17 protein-coding genes are annotated in these 18043 nt (G+C 67.4%); 7 read left to right on the top strand and 10 right to left on the bottom strand.

The window, feature by feature from the left end; genetic code table 11:
• Positions 1-131 precede the first annotated feature (131 nt).
• From J7J50_RS13060 to J7J50_RS13050, 3 genes are read right to left on the bottom strand one after another with little or no spacing between them, the layout of a single operon-like run.
• Complete coding sequence (locus J7J50_RS13060; RefSeq protein WP_251044098.1) at positions 132-839, bottom strand: DUF6766 family protein; 708 nt, start codon at positions 837-839, stop codon at positions 132-134.
• Between the two features lie 2 nt (positions 840-841).
• Positions 842-1450 (bottom strand): hypothetical protein, encoded by a 609-nt coding sequence (locus J7J50_RS13055; protein ID WP_215058551.1) that lies wholly within the window; start codon positions 1448-1450, stop codon positions 842-844.
• A 37-nt stretch (positions 1451-1487) separates the two neighbouring features.
• Positions 1488-1655, bottom strand: a complete 168-nt coding sequence (locus tag J7J50_RS13050) for a DUF1328 domain-containing protein (RefSeq protein ID WP_215058722.1) — start codon at positions 1653-1655, stop codon at positions 1488-1490.
• Between the two features lie 244 nt (positions 1656-1899).
• Between J7J50_RS13050 and xth the strand changes: the two genes are divergently transcribed.
• Both xth and J7J50_RS13040 read left to right on the top strand, forming a co-directional pair.
• Complete coding sequence (xth, locus tag J7J50_RS13045) at positions 1900-2715, top strand: exodeoxyribonuclease III (RefSeq protein WP_215058550.1); 816 nt, start codon at positions 1900-1902, stop codon at positions 2713-2715.
• Positions 2716-2761: 46 nt separating this feature from the next.
• Complete coding sequence (locus J7J50_RS13040; protein ID WP_215058549.1) at positions 2762-3310, top strand: isochorismatase family cysteine hydrolase; 549 nt, start codon at positions 2762-2764, stop codon at positions 3308-3310.
• A 13-nt stretch (positions 3311-3323) separates the two neighbouring features.
• Here the strand turns inward: J7J50_RS13040 and J7J50_RS13035 are convergent, their stop codons facing one another.
• Complete coding sequence (locus tag J7J50_RS13035; RefSeq protein WP_215058548.1) at positions 3324-4061, bottom strand: DUF72 domain-containing protein; 738 nt, start codon at positions 4059-4061, stop codon at positions 3324-3326.
• Positions 4062-4176: 115 nt separating this feature from the next.
• Here J7J50_RS13035 and J7J50_RS13030 point away from each other — a divergent pair, with 115 nt between their 5' ends.
• On the top strand, positions 4177-4914 hold the full coding sequence (locus tag J7J50_RS13030; protein ID WP_215058547.1) for a DNA-formamidopyrimidine glycosylase family protein: 738 nt from the start codon (positions 4177-4179) through the stop codon (positions 4912-4914).
• Positions 4915-4939: 25 nt separating this feature from the next.
• Here J7J50_RS13030 and J7J50_RS13025 read toward each other — a convergent pair whose 3' ends face one another.
• A complete protein-coding gene (locus J7J50_RS13025) occupies positions 4940-5398 on the bottom strand; it encodes a hypothetical protein (RefSeq protein WP_215058546.1) in 459 nt (152 codons plus the stop codon).
• Between the two features lie 285 nt (positions 5399-5683).
• Here J7J50_RS13025 and J7J50_RS13020 point away from each other — a divergent pair, with 285 nt between their 5' ends.
• The 3 genes from J7J50_RS13020 (at position 5684) to J7J50_RS13010 (ending at position 9668) form a co-directional block, all read left to right on the top strand.
• The gene (locus J7J50_RS13020; RefSeq protein WP_215058545.1) at positions 5684-7045 is read left to right on the top strand and encodes a sigma-54 dependent transcriptional regulator; all 1362 of its coding nucleotides are present in this window, start codon (positions 5684-5686) and stop codon (positions 7043-7045) included.
• Between the two features lie 3 nt (positions 7046-7048).
• Positions 7049-7282 (top strand): hypothetical protein, encoded by a 234-nt coding sequence (locus J7J50_RS13015; protein ID WP_215058544.1) that lies wholly within the window; start codon positions 7049-7051, stop codon positions 7280-7282.
• A gap of 94 nt (positions 7283-7376) precedes the next feature.
• Positions 7377-9668: a PAS domain S-box protein gene (locus J7J50_RS13010; protein WP_215097498.1), complete on the top strand. Its 2292-nt coding sequence runs from the start codon at positions 7377-7379 to the stop codon at positions 9666-9668.
• A 36-nt stretch (positions 9669-9704) separates the two neighbouring features.
• Here the strand turns inward: J7J50_RS13010 and J7J50_RS13005 are convergent, their stop codons facing one another.
• From J7J50_RS13005 to J7J50_RS12995, 3 genes are all read right to left on the bottom strand, one after another.
• Positions 9705-10874: a BON domain-containing protein gene (locus J7J50_RS13005; RefSeq protein WP_215062823.1), complete on the bottom strand. Its 1170-nt coding sequence runs from the start codon at positions 10872-10874 to the stop codon at positions 9705-9707.
• Between the two features lie 496 nt (positions 10875-11370).
• Positions 11371-11751 (bottom strand): VOC family protein, encoded by a 381-nt coding sequence (locus tag J7J50_RS13000; RefSeq protein WP_215058541.1) that lies wholly within the window; start codon positions 11749-11751, stop codon positions 11371-11373.
• Positions 11752-12025: 274 nt separating this feature from the next.
• Positions 12026-13411 (bottom strand): FAD-binding oxidoreductase, encoded by a 1386-nt coding sequence (locus tag J7J50_RS12995; RefSeq protein WP_215058540.1) that lies wholly within the window; start codon positions 13409-13411, stop codon positions 12026-12028.
• 170 nt (positions 13412-13581) lie between these two features.
• On the opposite strand from J7J50_RS12995, the gene serA reads away from it, so the two are divergent.
• On the top strand, positions 13582-14823 hold the full coding sequence (gene serA, locus J7J50_RS12990) for a phosphoglycerate dehydrogenase (RefSeq protein ID WP_215058539.1): 1242 nt from the start codon (positions 13582-13584) through the stop codon (positions 14821-14823).
• Positions 14824-14872: 49 nt separating this feature from the next.
• Here serA and lnt read toward each other — a convergent pair whose 3' ends face one another.
• Together lnt and J7J50_RS12980 are read right to left on the bottom strand one after the other, a co-directional pair.
• Positions 14873-17320, bottom strand: coding sequence for an apolipoprotein N-acyltransferase (lnt, locus tag J7J50_RS12985; RefSeq protein WP_215058538.1), 2448 nt, complete (start codon positions 17318-17320; stop codon positions 14873-14875).
• A 39-nt stretch (positions 17321-17359) separates the two neighbouring features.
• The gene (locus tag J7J50_RS12980; RefSeq protein ID WP_215058537.1) at positions 17360-18016 is read right to left on the bottom strand and encodes a hypothetical protein; all 657 of its coding nucleotides are present in this window, start codon (positions 18014-18016) and stop codon (positions 17360-17362) included.
• Positions 18017-18043 lie beyond the last annotated feature (27 nt).

Here is an 18043-nt window from a genome sequence, read left to right as displayed (position 1 = left end):
ACATCGACTTGGTTTTGCCGAAGGGCGGATGAGAATTGTGCGCCGCAAAAATGGGCGGCGGCTCCGGCGGATCGATCCGCTGACGCAACATCGGCGCGCCCGGCGGCTGATCGCAGGACATTGTTCGCGACCTACCCTGCCCCGGTCTGTGAATGCGGCGCCCGCACCGGCTTGGATTGCGGCGAATGCGCCTGACGCAGCCAGATCGACAACACGACCAGGGCGAGCACCGCCAGAAACTCGCTTTGCCAGTTCTGGAACGACTCGAACCAGAACTCGGCGCCGGCCAGGTGCTCAGGCAGCGTCGGCGCGGCCTGGCCCTGAATCGAGCGTTCTTCGACTTCCTGCCGCCAACTCCCATAGCCGTGCGCCGCGAAGGCCACGGCGAACAGCAGCAACAGGCTGATCGACAGCGAGTTGGCGTAGAGCCGCGCGATCCATCCGCCGCGCCGCACGGCGGATGGACTCGGGCCGGCTTCGACGTCGCGCGAGTCCGCTTCGAGCGCGCCTTGGGCCTTGTCGTCCAACGGGCGCGATTCGGCCGATCCTTTCTGGCGAAGCCCGACCGTCAGCAACACGTACAAACCCATTTGCAGGAACTCGCTTTCCCAGTTCTCGAACGTGGCGGACACAAACTGCCCGTGGTGGAAGTAATCGATCCAGGCCACCGGCGCCAGGCCGTGCTCGCGACGTTCCTGGTTGAACACCGCGCGGCCCGAGGCGATCTGTCCGAACAGACAGGATGCGAACAAGATCAGCAACACCATCGACAAGGCGTTCTCGCGCCAGAATCCGCTGCGCATGGCCTTGGCTGGCCGGGATGGAGCGCCGACGCCCATGGCTACAGCATCCGATCGCGCGCCTGTTCCGCCCTGGCCGCACCGATGGCGGTTTCGACCTGCTTGAGTTCTTCCGGAGGCGGCAGCACCGCCGGCAGGCCCAAAGCCTGTATCCATAGCTCTCGCGACCATCCCTTGGTGTGATACAGGTGGTGGTCTTCGTCGTTTTCCACCGCATCGAAGGCCTGCTTCAGCACGTCCAGTTGTTCGGCTTGGGCGTGCTCGACCAGGTGCCCGATCAGTTCCCAGTTGGCGTGATCCTTGGTTTCGGCCAGGACCACGCACTCGGCCGCGACCAGTTGCGCGGCGTCCGGACCGGCGCTTTTGCGCGCCAACTGGATCGCCGCCACCAACGATGCGCCGATGTGGCCGACCACTTCGCGGCCCGGCGGCCGTTGCTTGGGATCGAGTCCGAGCTGCTCGAACACATTGAGCAGCACCTTCTCATGCGTGCGCGTCTGTTCGAGGTATTCCTGCCATTCATCGCGCAGGTCGTCGTTAATCGCGCATTTCAGCGCGGCCTCGTAAATCTTGATGCCGCCCTGCTCGGTCTCCAGCGCCTGATACAGCAGTTCGCGCACTTGATCGGGGTTGGGTTGGGTCTTCTTCACCGTGGATCTCCTGGATTCTTATCGTCGTTGAGGTAGGTCACGCCGCCGGCCGGCCGCGGCCGCGGAAGAACGAAATGACCGCCAGCACCAGAAACACCACGAACAAGATCCAGGCGATCTGGCTGGCGGCGCCGGCGATTCCGGTGAAGCCGAGCACGCCGGCAATCAATGCGATTACCAGGAAAACAAGAGCGTAGTGCAGCATGGCCAGTCCTTCGAGTCGGGGAGATTCGATCCTCCGGCAATGCTCGCTAGCATCGGGTGCAGATTCCGGCGCGTCGTTGTCGCATGGCGTTAACGCTCGTTTAGCGCGTGCTTCACTGAATTGTTCATGCGGCACGCTGCGCGACAGGCGAAGCGCTCGGCGGACGCCGCCATGGATGGCCACCGCTGACAGCGGCATAACGACGGCGATGGGAGGCTGGGCCATCGCATCATGAGGTCTCCGCGTGCCCGCACGTCGCCTGTCGCTCGCCACCTTCAATCTCAATGGCATTCGCAGCCGTTTTCCGCATCTGCTGGCATGGCTCAAGCGCGACAAGCCCGACATCGTCTGCCTGCAGGAACTCAAGTCGATCGACAGCGGTTTCCCCATCGGCGCCGTCAACGACGCCGGGTACGGCGCGATCTGGCATGGACAAAGCGCCTGGAACGGCGTGGCGATCCTGGCGCGCGAGTCCGAGCCGATCGAGATACGTCGCGGACTGCCCGGCGATCGCGCCGATACGCAGAGCCGCTACCTGGAAGCGGCGGTGCACGGAATCGTGGTCGGCTGCCTGTATCTGCCGAACGGCAATCCTCAGCCCGGACCGAAGTTCAACTACAAGCTGTCGTGGTTCGACCGTCTCATCCGTCACGCCCGCTCGCTGCAGGCGAGCGAACACCCGACCGCCTTGGCCGGCGATTTCAATGTCGTGCCGACGGATGACGATATCTACAATCCAAAGTCATGGCTGAAGGACGCCTTGCTGCAGCCGGGCAGCCGCCAGCGATACCGCACGCTGCTCGAGCAAGGCTGGGTGGACGCGGTGCGCGAGCTTCATCCGGACCAGCGGATCTACACGTTCTGGGATTACTTCCGCCAGCACTGGCCTCGCGACGCCGGATTGCGCATCGACCACGTGCTGTTGAATCCCGTGTTGGCGCCGCGCCTGGCCGAGGCCGGAGTCGACCGCTGGGTGCGCGGCCTGGACAAGCCCAGCGATCACGCCCCGGTTCGGGTCCGGTTCAAGGCGATCGGCAAACGACGCTCGCCCGGGAAATAATCGCGGCGCCGCTTCGCCGCCGTCCGCCAGCCTTACGGAGGTGCTCATGCCGTCCAAGACCGCCTTGCTGATCCTGGACATGATCAACCCGTTCGACTTCGCCAATGGACAAGCGTTGGCGCGCGTCGCCTTGCAGGTCGCTCCTCGCATCGCCGCGGTCAAGCGCGCGATCAAGGCCGAAGCAGGCACCTGCATTTACATCAACGACAACTTCGGCCGATGGCAATCCGACCTTCGCGAGCTTATCGTGCGCGCCCGGTTGGGGCGGGCGGCGGACATCCTCGATCATCTGCATCCGCAGGACGACGACCACTTCGTGCTGAAACCCAAGCATTCGGCGTTCTTCCAAAGTCCCCTGCCCTTGTTGCTGGAAGCCACGGGCGCCCGGCACCTGGTGGTGACCGGGGTGGCGGCCGAGGCCTGCGTGCTGGCGACCGCGCTGGATGCGCACATGCGCGAGTACGAGGTGCACGTTCCCGGCGATTGCGTCGCATCGCCGCGGGCACCGCTCAAGAACGCGGCGCTGTCGATTCTTCGCAGCGCCGGTGTCGCGACCGCGGCGTATCGGCGCGGCCGGCGGCGCTCGGGCGCTTGATGGCGGCGGGCTGTCACGCCCGGGAAACCAGCGTCTTCAGTTCGACCGCGTTGGCTATGGCGTGGCCCGATGCGGTGTTGTCGAATATCGCCCAACGCTGCGCGGCGCGATCGCCCGCCTCGATCGCCGCGCTCAATCCGGATAAGTCGGCCGGGCTGTAGTTGCTGTAGTAGATGCGCGGGGAACCATGCCAGCGCCAGTACTGGACGGCGCCGTGCGGCGTGCGTCCGCGCGGATCGGGCGCCGGATCGACGCCGGCGCGGCTGATGCCGTAGCGATCGCACAAGGCCCGCGCCGGCGGTGCGAACCAACTGGAATGGCGCGGTTCGCACACCACGCCGCCGCTCCAGCGGTTGCGCAGCATGCGCAGGAACGTCGCGACCGTCGACGCATCGAACGCCAGGCTGGGCGGCAGCTGCAGCAACAACACCGACAGCTTGCGCTGCAGGCACGAGACCTCGTCCATGAACCGGTCCAAGATCGGGCCGGCCCCTCGCAACCGGGCTTCGTGCGAGATGGCCTTGGGCATCTTGACCGAGAATCGGAAATCGTCCGGCACCGTATCGGCCCAGCGTCGATAGGTCTTGGGTTGATGCGGCCGGTAGAAGGAAGAATTGATTTCGACCGCGTCGAACACGGTCGCGTAGCGGGCCAGCATGCTCTCTCCCGGCCCGAACAGATGCCGGTGTTCGGACGAAATCGACCAGCCGGCGCAGCCGATGCGCACACTGTCCGCGGGATTACCGGCCATGCCCACATCCTTCCTGGCCGCATCCGTGCGATACGAATCGTGAAGCTGAGTTTGCCATGAAGCTTCGACCTGCTGCGTTGACATCGACCTCACCGCCGGCTTCGATACTGCCTGCATGCCCGAAGGCCCCACGATCGTCATCCTGAAGGAAGAAGCGGCCGGGTTCGCGGGCCGCGAAGTGCGCGGCGTCGCCGGCAACAGCAAGCTGGACATTCAACGCATGCAGGGCAAGAAGATCCTCGCCCTGCGCTCGTGGGGGAAACATTTTCTCATCGAGTTCGACCGTTTCAGCCTGCGCATCCATTTCCTGCTGTTCGGAAGCTACCGCATCAACGAAGAACGCCCGGCCCCGCCGCGGCTGAGTCTTCGCTTCAGCCGCGGCGACGCGCTGAACTTCTATTCGTGCTCGCTCAAGTTCATCGAAGACGACCTGGACGATGTCTACGACTGGTCGGCGGACGTCATGAGCGACGACTGGAACCCCAGGGCCGCCCGCGCCAAGCTCAAGCAGTCGCCGGACGAACTCGTATGCGACGCGTTGCTCGATCAGACCGTGTTCTCCGGCGTCGGCAACATCATCAAGAACGAAGTCCTGCACCGCATCCGCGCGCATCCGCAAAGCCCCGTCGGCGCGCTGCCCGCGCGAAAACTCAGCGAACTCATCGCCCAGGCGCGGGACTACAGCTTCGATTTCTACCGCTGGAAGAAGGCATACGAGCTGAAGAAGCACTATCAAGTCCACACCAAAACCCATTGCCCGCGCGATGCCAGCCGATTGAGCTACCGCAAGCATCTGGGGCGTTTCAAGCGCCGCGCGTTTTTCTGCCCGCTGTGCCAGCGGCTGTATCCGTGACGCGGCGGTCGCGGCGCGGATCGCCTCATTTCATCGCGCCCCTGCCACGCAGGTGTTCCCAGGCCAGGAGCACGATCACGCGGGCATGCTCCCACTCCAGCCGGCTCACACCGCGCGTGCGACGGTAGCAGGCGATCAACTCCTCCTCCATGTCGCGCAGTTCGCGACCGTGGCTGCGCACATAGGCGTCGAGCCCGAGCTTGATCGCCGGCTCGTAATCGCGGTAACGCAGCGCGGTGCTCCCGGGCAGCGTTCGATACTGCCCGCGCCAATAGCCCAGCTCCGACTCCAGGTCGACCACGTCCGGGGACATCTCATGCACCGGCGCCGCGCTGCCGCAGTAGCCCATGAAATTCTCCGCCATGGCCGTCGCGGGCCGCGGCCGCCTGTCGATATGTGCTGGCGATGCCGGGTTGCGCAACCCGCCCGCCGATTCGAAAGAGGAAGGCGCGAAAGCGGTGCTGTTCTGGATTGGCCTGTTCATGACTGATCCTCTCGGGGCATCTCGGCGTCCGGACTGACGCCGTTCTTGCACTCAACCAAGCAACTCTCGTGCCAGCCATGCGGCCGCCATCGAAACCACGCGCGTAATGCCGTTTTTGCCGCGAAGCCGCCGTCGATGCGATCGCCGTCGCCGCGGCCTTCGGCGCGCTGATCACTGTAAATTCTTCATCACGCCGGAATCATTTTCCGCCAACACGCGCTTAACAAAATTGTCCTTAGTCTGAGCTGTCCACCGCGCCATGCCGCCCCAGACAGGATGCAATCCGTGTCGTCCGAAACCGCGCTCGTCGCTGCCGCGCAGCCCAGCCCTACCCTGCTGATCGTCGATGACGACCGGGATTTCGCCCGGGCGGCGGCGGATTTCGCCCGTTCCCACGGATACCAGCCGTATCTGGCCCATTCACTGGAACAGTCGCGCGGTTTCGCGCAACTGCCCATGATCGACCTGCTGCTGCTCGATCTGGATCTGCCCGACGGCAACGGCATCGATCTGCTCGACGACCAGGACTTGCCGGAACTGGGCCACGTGGCGATCGTGACCGGGCATCCCTCGGTCGAAACCGCGGCACGCGCGGTGGCCAAGCCGATCGCCGACTACCTGGTGAAACCGCTGTCCCCGGAACAGTTCAAGGGCCTGCTCGAACGCGCGGCCCAGCCGGTGCGCATGCGGCTCGGCGAGATCGGCCGCTCGGGCATGATCGGCGACTCCCCGGCGATGCGCCGGCTGATAGCGGATATCGAACAAGCCGCGCCCTCGGACGTGTCCGTGCTGCTGAGCGGCGAAAGCGGCACCGGCAAGGAGTTGGCCGCCCGCGCCGTGCATCGGCTGAGCGGCCGGACCGGGCCGTTCGTCGCGGTCAACTGCGGCGCGATCGCGCCGGACTTGCTGGCCAGCCACTTGTTCGGCCACGAACGAGGCAGTTTCACCGGCGCGTCGAGCCGGCATTGCGGCTACTTCGAACAGGCCGCCGGCGGAACCTTGTTCCTGGACGAAATCGCCGAGATGCCCGCGCCGCTGCAGGTCTATCTGCTGCGCGTGCTGGAAGCCGGATCGTTGACACGAGTGGGCGGAACCGACGAGGTGGCGATCGATGTCCGCATCGTGGCCGCGACCAACCGCGATCCGCTGCTGGCGGTCGCCGATGGCGCGCTTCGCGAAGATCTGTACTACCGCCTGGCCGATTTTCATCTCGAACTTCCGCCGCTGCGCGACCGCGGCGGCGACGGTGTGCTGATCGCGCGCTCGATCCTGCACGAACTCAACGCCCGTTACAGCACGCATAAACGTTTCGCCCCGGGCATCGAGGCGATAGTCGCCTCGCATCCCTGGCCAGGCAATGTGCGCGAGCTTCGCAGCGCGGTCCAGCGCGCGTTCCTGACCGCGGCGGACGCGCAGATCCGCATCGCTCCGGGCGCCCGCAGACCGGCATCGGCCGCCGCCGGCCCCGGCCGGGTGAACTTCAGCGTGGGCATGACCTACGCCCAGATCGAGCAGGAAATGCTGCTCAAGACCCTGGCGCATTTCGACAACGATCGCACCCGCGCCGCCCGCGCGCTCGGGGTGAGCGTGCGAACCATCCACAACCAGATTGCGCGCTTGCGCGAAAGCGGGCACGAGGTGAACTGAGCCATGACCCTGCCCGAACACGACCCGTCGCCCGCGCAAGAAACCGTTACCGAGCAGGCTCGCTGGCTGCACCGGCTGCGCAACGAACTCAACGCCGTGAGCATGGCGTGCGCGGCCGCGCAGGCGTTGCTGGCCGGCGGCGCGGTCGACCTCGCCCAGGAGAACCTTCAGCGTGCGCGCAATGCCTGCGAACGAGGCGCGAACTTGTTGAATCAGGCGCCCACGGCGCTGCGATGAGGCCAGCGGCTTTGGCGTGGATCGACCGCCTGTTCCCGCTCCGCCGCCGCGCGGCCGCCGTTCGCGCGAGCGGCGCTGAACCCAGGCCCGAATAATGGATACCGGCGCCTCTCGCGCTGACGACGCCGCGCTGCGTTCGCAACGCGGCTTCATGCGTGCCTTGATGGAGCGGATTCCGGCGCTGGTCGCCTATGTCGATATCGATCGGCGCTACCGTCTCTACAACAAGGACTTCCGCCGCTGGTTCGGTTATCGCCGCCTGCAGGGCGTGCGGCTCGACGAGGCCCATCCCGAGGCCGAACTGGCGCCTTATGTCCCGCTGCTGGACAAGGCCTTCGCCGGGCACCCGGTGCGATTTCCGCTGGAAGTCGTCCGCAGGGGCGAGCGGCGTCACTTCGACGTGCAGTTCGTTCCGCATCGCACGGACGACAATGTGGTCGAAGGCGTGGTGATCCACGCGCTCGACATCAGCGAGCGCATGGAAGCCGCCCGCCGCGTGGAGGCCAGCGAGCGCCGGTTCCGCAGCCTGGCCATGGCCTGGGCCGGCATCGCCTGGTATGCCGACAGCCGGGGCCGGATGCTCGATGCCCCGGGTTGGGAGGAATTCACCGGCCAAGGCAGGAAACGCCTGCGCGGCGACGGCTGGCTCGATGCGGTCAGTCCGCTCGATCGCGCCCGCGTTCTCGCCGCCTGGGACGAGGCGCGGCGTGCCCAGCTCGCGGAGGTCCTGGATCTGGAGTTCCGCGTGCTCACGCTCTTCGGCGAAGCCCGCTGCGTCGCGTTTCGCGCGGTCCCGGTGGTCGATGATCGCGGCGAAGTGCTCGAATGGATCGGCAGCATGCGCGACGTCCACGAGAAGCACCTGTTCGAACAGCAATTGCGCCACGCCGAGGCCGAGCAGCGCGCGCTGTTGGACAATCTGCCGAAAATGGTCTGGATCGCCGAACCCGACGGCTCCATTCGCTATCAGAACCGGCGCTGGTACGAATACGCCGGCCTGAGCGGGCACGAGGACTGGCGCGACATCTGCCATCCGCAGGACCTGGAAGCCGGCCTGCACTCATGGGATCGGGCCATTCGCGAGGGCGAGCCGCTGAGCGTGGAATTGCGCTTCCGCCGCGCCAGCGACGGCGAGTATCGCTGGCATATCGTCCGCGGTCAGCCCTTGTTCGACGACCACGGCAGTCTGCGCTGCTGGTACGGCGCCAGCACCGACATCGAGGATCACAAGCGCGCCGTGGAGATGCTCGCGGCGGCGAATCAACGGGTCAGCCGTTTCCTGGCCGTGCTCAGTCACGAACTGCGCAATCCCCTGTCCGGCGTCGCCGCCGCCAGCGAGCTGCTGCAACGGCCGGATCTGTCGCCCGCGCAGCAACAGCAGACGCTGGCCATGTTGATCCGGCAGAACCGGCATGTGCAACGCATGGTCGAGGATCTGCTCGATGTCTCGCGGGTCACCCAGGGCGATCTGGAACTGCGCCGCGAAGCGATGGATCTCGGCGATCTGCTGGGCGAAGTGCGCGAAGACAATCTGCTGCGCGCGCGAACCGACGGCGTCGGCATCGCCGAGGTGCGGGCCGAGGCGGATTGCTGGGTGGAAGGCGACCGGGCGCGCCTGCGCCAGGTCTTCGACAACTTGCTGTCGAATGCGATCAAGGCCAGTTCGCCGGGGCAGCGCATCGAAATCTCGGTCGCGCACGCCTCGACGGCGGACGGCGCGGCGCGCATCGAGGTGAACGTCGTCGATCAGGGCCAGGGCCTGGATCGCGACATCGCGACGAAATTGTTCGAGCCGTTCGTGCAGACGCCGAGTTGGCGCGCGCGCGGGCTCGGATTGGGGCTGAACATCGTGAAGACGCTGGTGGAACGCCATGGCGGACAGGTCAGCGCGTACAGTCCGGGGCCCGGCCACGGCAGCCGGTTCAATGTCTCGCTGCCCGCATCGGCCCCGATTGCCGGCCTGCCCGCGCCGCCGCCGGCGGCCGACGCGGCAACGGTCACCGAACTGCATGGCCGGATTCTGATCGTCGATGATGAAACCGATACTGCTGAAGCCCTGGCGACGTTGCTGAGCCTGTACGGCCATCGCGTGCGCATCGCCGGCGATGCGGAACAGGCCCTGGCCGCGTGGCGCGGCGAAGCCGCCGACGTGGTTGTGTGCGATCTGGAACTGCCCGGTCCGCTGAGCGGATACGACGTCGCCCGCGCCTTGCGGATATCGGTGCCGACCCCTTATCTGATCGCCTACAGCGGTTACGGCCAGGCGCACGATCGCGAACACACCCGCGCGGCCGGCTTCCATGAGCATCTGATCAAGCCGGCCGCGATCGAGCGCATCCATGCCGCGGTGCAACGGGGCCTGGGCGCCGTATCGAAGCCGGAATGACCGTTTCGATACGGCGCCGCCGGTCGGGGCGACGGCTCAGTGCGATTGGTTGGAGCCGCCGCTGTGCGAGGGCGAGGCTCCCGCGGGGCTTGCGCCGGCGGTGCTTGCGGGGGCGACGGCGCCGCCCGGATTAGCGCCGCTGCGGCTCGTCGTTCCCGACGCCGGGCGTTCGGGCGACGGGCGTTCGCTGCCGGCCGATCCCGCGGACGCCGGCGCATCGCCGCTGCCGCGCACGCGGATGCGATTGTCGACGTCCTTGACGCCGCCGCAAGCATCGGCGAGGTCTTCCGCGCGATGCTTCATCCAGCGAGCGCCGACCTCCCCTTCCAGCACGACCTTGCCGTCGCTGCATCGCACCTCGATATCGCGCGCGTCGACCAGATCGTCCTCGGTCAGGCGCTCGTTGAGGTCTTCGGTGATGCGTTCGTCGGAGCGGGCATAACGCCGCGGGCCCTGTCCGCGATGGCCGCGCATGCCCTGTTCGCGATAGGCCGAACCGGTCTGCGCCGCGTAGGTGCGGTAAGGCTCCTCGTTAGGCTCGAAGCCAGCGCCGTAGGCCGATTCGCCGAAGCCGCCGCCGGCCGCGTAGCCCGATGAGCGGCCGTAACCTTCGCCGGGCTCGCGCCCGCCGGGACGCAGGCGTCCGGCATAGCCGCCGCTGCGCGGGTCGTAGTCGTCGTAGTCGTGCGGACCCTCGCGCTCGCCATAGACGTAATAGCCGTGGCGCGGGTCGCCCTGCGCCGGGAAGCGTCCGGCGCCGTGGTAAGCGGACCGGGACGAATCCGGCGCATCGCCGCGATCGTCTTCGCCGCCGATGCGCTGGCGCCGGCCGTCGGCGCTCCGCTCCTGCCCAGCGCTGTCGTAATAGCGCTGCCCGGAATAGGCGCGCGGGTCCATCGCCGATTCGCGCGCGCCGGCGCGATAGGCGGAATACGCTTGACCGCGGCCGCGATCGTTCTGCGCCGCGCGGCCGTATCCGGCGCTGCGTTGCGGCGCCTCGTCATCGTCGTAACCGCGTTCCGGGCCCAGGCGCGGATCGTAGGCGTAGTCGGAGTATCCGGCCCGGCTCGCCTGGCGCTCCTTGTCGTGCATCCACGAATCGTCCGCGCCGTGATCGGCGCGGTAGTAGCGCGAGTCCTCCTCGGCGCCGGACGGCCGGCGCGAATACTCGGTGTCGCGGCCTTCTCGGCCGGGTTGCTGTCTCATCTGGCTTCTCCTTTCGTTCAACCAAGCGCGTCCCTTGTCGAGGGCGCGCGCGCCCAGCCGCATCGCCTCCTCGGCGACGGCCTTGAATTCCCCAGTGCCGGCGACGTCGTCGCCGCCCTGGCGCTGTCCGGTTCTGCGCACTGATAGGTCCTCCTGCGTTGATAGGGATCGTCTGCGCGGCGATATGCCGGGAACGGCTCATGCACGCCCGGCTGCTTCCCTATGCGCCGCAAATCGCGTGCCAAGCCGGAAGCGCCTTGGCGCGGGTTCAACCGCGGCCTGCCGCCGGCTCAGCGAAAAAATTGCCGCGACAGCGCGAAAATTCTTCGCGGCCTCGCACCGCGGGTCAGTCGCTTTCGCCCCGCGGCTGGCGGATCGCCCGGCACTCGGCCGGCAGCGCCCGCAGCTGGCGCAAACCCGCGCGGGGAATGTCGCTTTCGACCGGTTTCGCGAATGGACCCGCGCTTACCGGCGATCGCGGAGCGGACCTTCGTTCTCAGCGCCACACGTTGCTGTGCGCCGGGAAATCCTCGCGCTGCGGCGGAAGGACGCAGAACCGCTGGCCGGTGGGCGCGGCCATCACCCACCAGCGCTTGATCTGGGCGATGCGCGCCGCGCCCAGGTGTTCCAGGCGCACGACTTCGCCCTCGACATCGTCGCTTTCGATATCCAGGTGAACGCGGCTGGCGTGGGTGACCGCTTGTATCAGCACCCGCGGTTGATCGGCGTGAACCGCCAGTTCCCTGTACATCGCCTCGCTTGCGCTGTGCTGCGGACGCACCGCGTATCCCAGTGCCTGCGCCCAGAATTGAGCGGCCCAGTCAGGATCGCTGGTTTCGCAATCGATGACCATTTGCGCCAGACGGCTTCTGTGCATGATCGCTCTCCGTGGCATTCGCAATGAGAGCGAAGCAAGCAGCGTGCCAGAGCGCCGGAAACGAGGATGGCGCGGGGTGGCCGTGCATCGCATCGCAGCGCGATGGCCGCCGGCGGCTGAAGTTTCTTCCGGCCGGCGAAATATTTTCCGGCCATCGATCGCCGCGGCCGTCCTTGGCATCGGCGCCATCGCCGATGCGCCGCCATAGCCGGCATCGTTCCCGATTTCGCAGCGCGAACCCATCGACCGACATACAGGCCGCGCAGCACATGAATCAGTCGAACAGCTTGCCCGGATTCATCAACCCGTTGGGGTCCAGCACCTGCTTGATCCCGCGCATGACCGCGATCTCCGCCGCGCTGCGCGTGCTGCCCAGATAGCCCTTCTTGACCAGGCCGATGCCGTGTTCGGCCGAAATGCTGCCGCCGTGGCGCTGCAGCGAGGCGGCGAGCAGCTTGGTCACCTGCTCGCACTGGGCGAGGAAGTCGGCGTCGGATACGTCTTCGGGCTTGAGCACGTTGATGTGCAGGTTGCCGTCGCCGATATGGCCGAACCACACCACTTCGAAATGCGGGTAGGCGCCGCCCAGCAAGGCCTGGGTTTCTTCCAGGAACGCAGGCATCGCCGAGATCCGCACCGAGACATCGTTCTTGTACGGCTTGTGCCGCGCCAGGCTTTCCGAGATGCCTTCGCGCAGGCGCCACAGCTGCGCGGCCTGCGCATCGCTCTGGCTGATCACGCCGTCGCTGACCCAGCCGTGTTCCATGCAGTCTTCGAACGCAGCCATCGCCGCGGCTTCGCGGGCTTCATCGCCGATGGCGAATTCGGTGACCACGTAGTACGGATGGGTCTGCTCGAACGGCGCCTGCGCGCCGTGCGCCAGCACGTGCCGCAGCGCGTGATCGGTGAAGAATTCGAACGCCTCCAGTTGCAGGCGTTCGCGGAAGGCGGCGAAGACTTTCATCAGCACGTCGAACGACGGCAGCGCCAGCAGCATGACGTTGGTCGGCGGCGGCGGGTCGGTCAACCGCAGCGTGGCCTCGACCACGACGCCCAGGGTTCCCTCCGACCCGATGGCCAGATGGCGCAGGTCGTAGCCGCTGGAGTTCTTCACCAGGCCGCGGTTGAGGTCCAGCAACTCGCCGGACCCGGTGACCAGCTTGAGACCGGTGATCCATTCGCGCGTGTTGCCGTAGCGGATCACGCGGATGCCGCCGGCGTTGGTGGCGATGTTGCCGCCGATCGAGCACGAACCCCGCGCGGCGAAATCCACCGGATAGGTCAGGCCGTGCTCGCGCGCGGCGTTGTGCACGGTCTCAAGGGCGATGCCGGGCTGCACGGTCAGGGTGCGGTCGGCCGGGTCGAACGCCAGAACGCGGTTCATCCGCTCCAGGCTGATCACCAGTTCGCCCTGCGCCGCCACCGCGCCGCCGGACAGGCCGGTGCGGCCGCCGGAGGGCACCAGGGCCACGCGGTGGACGTTGGCCCAGCGCACGATGGCCTGCACTTCCTCGATCGACCCCGGCAAGGCGATCGCCAGCGGCGCCGGCGTCCAGCGGCGGGTCCAGTCGCGGCCGTAGTGTTCCAGGTCGGCGGCATCGGTCTTCAGGCGCAGGTCTGGCGCGTCGCGGCGCAAACCTTCCAGGCGCGGATCGGTCATCGGGGTCGGGGGGAGGTGGGGAGACGGCGAGCATGCCAGCGATGCCGCGGCCAATCCAGGCTCCGGCCGGGGCCTCGCGGGGCCTCGATCCGGGCCGTTGACGCATCGCAGCAAAAACCCGCGGCTTCTGGCATTGTGACCGTCCGCCCCCCTTCCCCACTCCTTGCGCAATGGCGAACAAGAAAACCTCGTACCCCCTGCAGGACATCCGCGTCCTGTTGCTGGAAGGGGTCAGCAAGACCGCCGTCGATACCTTCCGCGCCGCCGGTTACACGCAGATCGAGTACCACGAGAAGTCCCTGCCGGAAGACGAGCTCAAGCACCGCATCGCCGAGGCGCACATCGTCGGCATCCGTTCGCGCTCGCACCTGAGCGCCGAGGTGATCGCCAACGCGCGCCGTCTGGTCGCGGTGGGCTGCTTCTGCATCGGCACCAACCAGGTCGACCTGGAAGCGGCCGAACTGGCCGGCATCCCGGTCTTCAACGCCCCGTATTCCAACACCCGCAGCGTCGCCGAGTTGGTCATCGCCGAGGCGATCCTGCTGATGCGCGGCATTCCGCAGAAGAACGCCGAATGTCATCGCGGCGGCTGGTCGAAATCGGCCGCCGGCAGCCACGAAGTGCGCGGCAAGACGCTGGGCATCGTCGGCTACGGCCATATCGGCACCCAGGTGGGCGTGCTGGCGGAAGGCATCGGCATGAACGTGATCTTCCACGACATCGAAACCAAGCTGTCGCTGGGCAATGCGCGGCACGCGAGCAGCCTCGACGATCTGCTGCGGCGCTCCGACGTGGTCACGCTGCACGTACCGGAGACCGCCTCCACCCAGGGCATGATCGGCGCGGCGCAGATCGCGCTGATGAAGCCGGGCGCGCATCTGCTCAATGCATCGCGCGGCACCGTGGTCGACATCGACGCACTGGCCGCGGCGTTGAAGTCCGGCCACATCGGCGGCGCGGCGATCGACGTGTTCCCGGTGGAGCCCAAGGGCAACGACGACAGCTTTGTTTCGCCGCTGGTCGGCATGGACAACGTCATCCTGACCCCGCACGTCGGCGGCAGCACGCTGGAAGCCCAGGACAACATCGGCCTGGAAGTGGCGGCCAAGCTGGTGCGTTACAGCGACAACGGCTCGACGCTGTCGGCGGTGAACTTCCCCGAAGTCACCCTGCCCGGCCACGACGGCAGCCACCGCTTCCTGCACATCCATCGCAACGTGCCGGGCGTGCTGTCGCAGATCAACGATTTGTTCAGCGCGCACAAGGTCAACATCGACGGCCAGTACCTGCGCACCGACGCCAAGGTCGGCTATGTCGTGATCGATGTGACCGCATCGGAGGAGCAGACCTCGGTGCTGAAGGAAGCGCTGGCGGCGGTTCCGGGCACGCTGCGGACGCGGGTGCTGTACTGAGTCAGCGGCAGGCGGTGGTTTCACCGCCTGCTTTGGTGCGGGGCTGGCTTCAACCCATGGCCAGCAACCGCCACGCCAGCCACGCCGGCACGCCGACGTAGAACAGCAAACGGCCCAGCCATTCCAGCGCGTCGCGCAAGGCGGCCGCGTGCGCGGACCGCAACACCACGGCCAGCACCACGACGGTTTCGATCGCGATCCGCAGCACGGCGGCGAACAGCATCAGACCGATCGACCACGACGCCCACCAGATCAGCAATCCGCTGAGATACGCCGCCAGCCCGTAGCTGTAGTACTCGCCGAACGCGCCGCCGAAGGCGATGACCTGATGCAGACGGAAGGCGACCAGCGCCAACAGCAGCGGGAACAGCGCGAATTTCAGCAGCGGGTGATCGATCCGGCGGCGTGCGTCCGCGCGGGCCTGGGCCAGATCGGCCAGCGCGGTCGCGAAGCGGCCTTCCAGCCGAATCGGTACCACGGTCGCGGCCAGCATCCGCTGCAACGCATGCGGACGCGTCAGCGCCAGACCTCGCGTCCAGCGTGGACCGGCGGCGAGGCGCACATCGACGCCGCTGCCCGGCAGCGCAATGCGCCAGGGCCGCAGCGCGGCGATCGACGCCACCGGAAGTTCGATCCGTTGCCGGCGTTGATCCAACCGCAGCAGCGGACCTTCGATGCGCGCTTGCGCGGCGAACGCTCGCTCGATGGCCCATGCGGCCACGGCCGGCGCCAGCACCGCCGCGGCGAATATCCGCAGCTGCGACAAGGACTGAATCTGCAGGCCGATGCGCGCGATCATGTCGAAGGCCAGCCACAGCAGCCCGGCGCCCGCGCACAGCCTCAACACGCCGGTCAGCCCACGCCAGAACGGCGTGAGCACCACGACTTCGATGACCGATTCAAGCTTCGGCGCGGCGACGGCGCGGCGGCGCACGGCCTGCCACGCGGCCAGCGCCGCCAGCGCGAGCAGGAACGCCGCGCCCGCGCGCCCCACCCAGTCGCCCCAGCGCACCATCAAGGTGGGCGACGGATCGCGGGCGCTGATGAAGGCGGTCAGCACGGCCTGGTCGCCGATGGAGGTGTTCGCCAGCACCTCGCCGGTGTCGTCGATGATCGCGCTGAATCCGTTCGTGGTGACGCGCACCTGAGGCAACCGCGTTTCGATGCTGCGAAAGGCCGCGACCGCCAGATGCAGACGCGCGCCGACCGGATAAGCGGTGAACCAGGAATCGTTCGAGATGCCGACGATGGCCTGCGCTCCGAGCCGTGCGCCGTTGATGGCCAGATCGCTGTGCACATCGTCCAGGCAGATCAGCGGCACAACGTTGACCTCGCGCCCGTCCGCGCTGCGCAGCGGCAGCACGCGCGCACCGTCGCCCGGGCTCCAGGTGCCGGTCCACGGCAGCCATCCGCGCAAGCGCGGCCCGTCCAGCCAGCGCGGCACGTGTTCGGTCAGCGGGAACGGATAGGTTTTGCGATAGAAGCCGAGCAAGCCTTTGCGCGGTTCGAGGAACGCGGCCGCGTTGTACTCGCCCTGCCCGTCGCGGTCGTAGGTGCCGAATACCAAAGGCACGCCGGCCGTATCGACGAAGCCCTGGATCTCGCGGTCGAGCGCGGCGCCGTCTTCGCTGCGCGGATGGCCGAAGGTAGTGGGATACACGGTTTCCGACCACAACAGCACGTCAGCCTGATGGTCGCGGATCGCCGACCACGACAGTGCGTAATGCGTGTCGAGCACACGCCGGACCACGCCATAAGCGCCGATCTGTTTGCGCAAGCGCTCGTAGTCGGTGATGTTGGCCTGGACCATGGCCACGCGCAGCGTCGGCGCGTCGTCGGCCGGGGCCGCCTGCAAGTCCGCGCGTCGCATCGCGCCATAACCGGCCATGCACACCACGATGCCCGCGGCCATTGCGAGCGGCCGCAGCCATGCGCGCACGCCGCGACCGCGCTGTTCGATGGCGAAGGCGATCGCCTCGTTGACCAGCAGCAACAGCACGGTGATGCCCGCGGCGCCGCCGAGGTCGGCGACCTGGCGCAGCACGGCCGAGGGAAACACGCCGTGTCCCATCGTGTCGCGCAAGGGCTTGGCCACCAGCCATTCGCAGGCGACCCATGCGCTGGCCGCGGCCACGGCGCGCAGCAAGGGTCCGTAGCGGCGTCCGGCCCAGTGGCGCACCAGCGCGAAGGCGATGAATTGCGGCTGCACCAGCGGCGCGAACACCAGCAGCACCAGCGTCGCGGTCGACGCGCCCACGCCGGTATAGGCGCCGATCGCCGCACCGAACCAGTAGAACACCGCGGCCACGAAGGCCACGCTCATCAACGCCGCGTTCGCCAGCACGCGCAGCGTCGGCCGGTCGCTGTCGAGCGTGAGCAGCCACGGCACCAGCGCGACGAAACCCAGGCCCCAGGCGAGGCCGCCGCGAGCGTACAGGCCAAGCAGTAAGGCGGTGGCGAGAATGCCGGCGAGGCTACGCCAGCGGGATGGGGACAACCGCTCCTGGATCAAATCGAAACACTCCGTGTAGCGGTGTCAGCGCGGTGGAATCCGGATCTGCCGCCGCGGCATCCCCGGTGGCGCGAGCGCCGGCGGCACGACGCGGTCGGCCGGCATCGCCATCGGCCGGCCCTGCACGTCGCGCAAAATGAAATCGGGCGAGAACATCAGGATCGGCTCGATCGCGACGCCCTCGTCGGTCACCTGATGATGGCGAACATAGCCTTCGGGCAGTTCGTAACCTTCCGGCACGGCCAGTCCGATCAGCGGCGGACTCGTGCCGGGCGGGTTGAACGCGCCCAGGCCGGTGCGCACACCGGCCTGCTGCAAGGCCTCGATGACCTGCGCGCCGGTGGGTTCCGGATCGCCGGGTTGGAAGTAGGACGCCAGATCGTCCGGATCGTTGCTCGGCATGTCCTGCGTTTGCCGCAACGACGCGGCTGGTTGTGCGGTATGTGTCGACGCGGACCGGTCGTCGACCGCAGCGGTCGCCACATCGCGATCCATGCCGGCCTGGGCGACGGCGACCGGTTCGCGCATCCACAACCACGCCGCCAGCGCGACGACGATCACGACGACGGCCACCACCCACGGCAGCGCGCCGCCGCGGGTCGCGGACGCTTTCGCAATCACACGCATGCCCTCGCCGTCCGCGCGGGACGGCGGGGCATGCGGATGGCGGCGCTCGGCCACGGCTCGATAGTCCGTCGGACGCCTGGA

The organism is Lysobacter sp. ISL-50 (genome assembly GCF_018612875.1).
In the GTDB taxonomy this organism is placed as follows: Bacteria; Pseudomonadota; Gammaproteobacteria; order Xanthomonadales; family Xanthomonadaceae; genus Lysobacter.
This window is presented reverse-complemented; position numbering and strand designations above follow the sequence as displayed.

Excerpts from the sequence above, each read along its gene's own strand:
- J7J50_RS13060 (WP_251044098.1), bottom strand. The coding sequence starts at position 839 with ATGGGCGTCGGCGCTCCATCCCGGCCAGCCAAGGCCATGCGCAGCGGA.
- J7J50_RS13050 (WP_215058722.1), bottom strand. The coding sequence starts at position 1,655 with ATGCTGCACTACGCTCTTGTTTTCCTGGTAATCGCATTGATTGCCGGC.
- J7J50_RS13040 (WP_215058549.1), top strand. The coding sequence starts at position 2,762 with ATGCCGTCCAAGACCGCCTTGCTGATCCTGGACATGATCAACCCGTTC.
- J7J50_RS13035 (WP_215058548.1), bottom strand. The coding sequence starts at position 4,061 with ATGGCCGGTAATCCCGCGGACAGTGTGCGCATCGGCTGCGCCGGCTGG.
- J7J50_RS13030 (WP_215058547.1), top strand. The coding sequence starts at position 4,177 with ATGCCCGAAGGCCCCACGATCGTCATCCTGAAGGAAGAAGCGGCCGGG.
- J7J50_RS13025 (WP_215058546.1), bottom strand. The coding sequence starts at position 5,398 with ATGAACAGGCCAATCCAGAACAGCACCGCTTTCGCGCCTTCCTCTTTC.
- J7J50_RS13015 (WP_215058544.1), top strand. The coding sequence starts at position 7,049 with ATGACCCTGCCCGAACACGACCCGTCGCCCGCGCAAGAAACCGTTACC.
- J7J50_RS13010 (WP_215097498.1), top strand. The coding sequence starts at position 7,377 with ATGGATACCGGCGCCTCTCGCGCTGACGACGCCGCGCTGCGTTCGCAA.
- J7J50_RS13005 (WP_215062823.1), bottom strand. The coding sequence starts at position 10,874 with ATGAGACAGCAACCCGGCCGAGAAGGCCGCGACACCGAGTATTCGCGC.
- J7J50_RS13000 (WP_215058541.1), bottom strand. The coding sequence starts at position 11,751 with ATGCACAGAAGCCGTCTGGCGCAAATGGTCATCGATTGCGAAACCAGC.
- J7J50_RS12995 (WP_215058540.1), bottom strand. The coding sequence starts at position 13,411 with ATGACCGATCCGCGCCTGGAAGGTTTGCGCCGCGACGCGCCAGACCTG.
- serA (WP_215058539.1), top strand. The coding sequence starts at position 13,582 with ATGGCGAACAAGAAAACCTCGTACCCCCTGCAGGACATCCGCGTCCTG.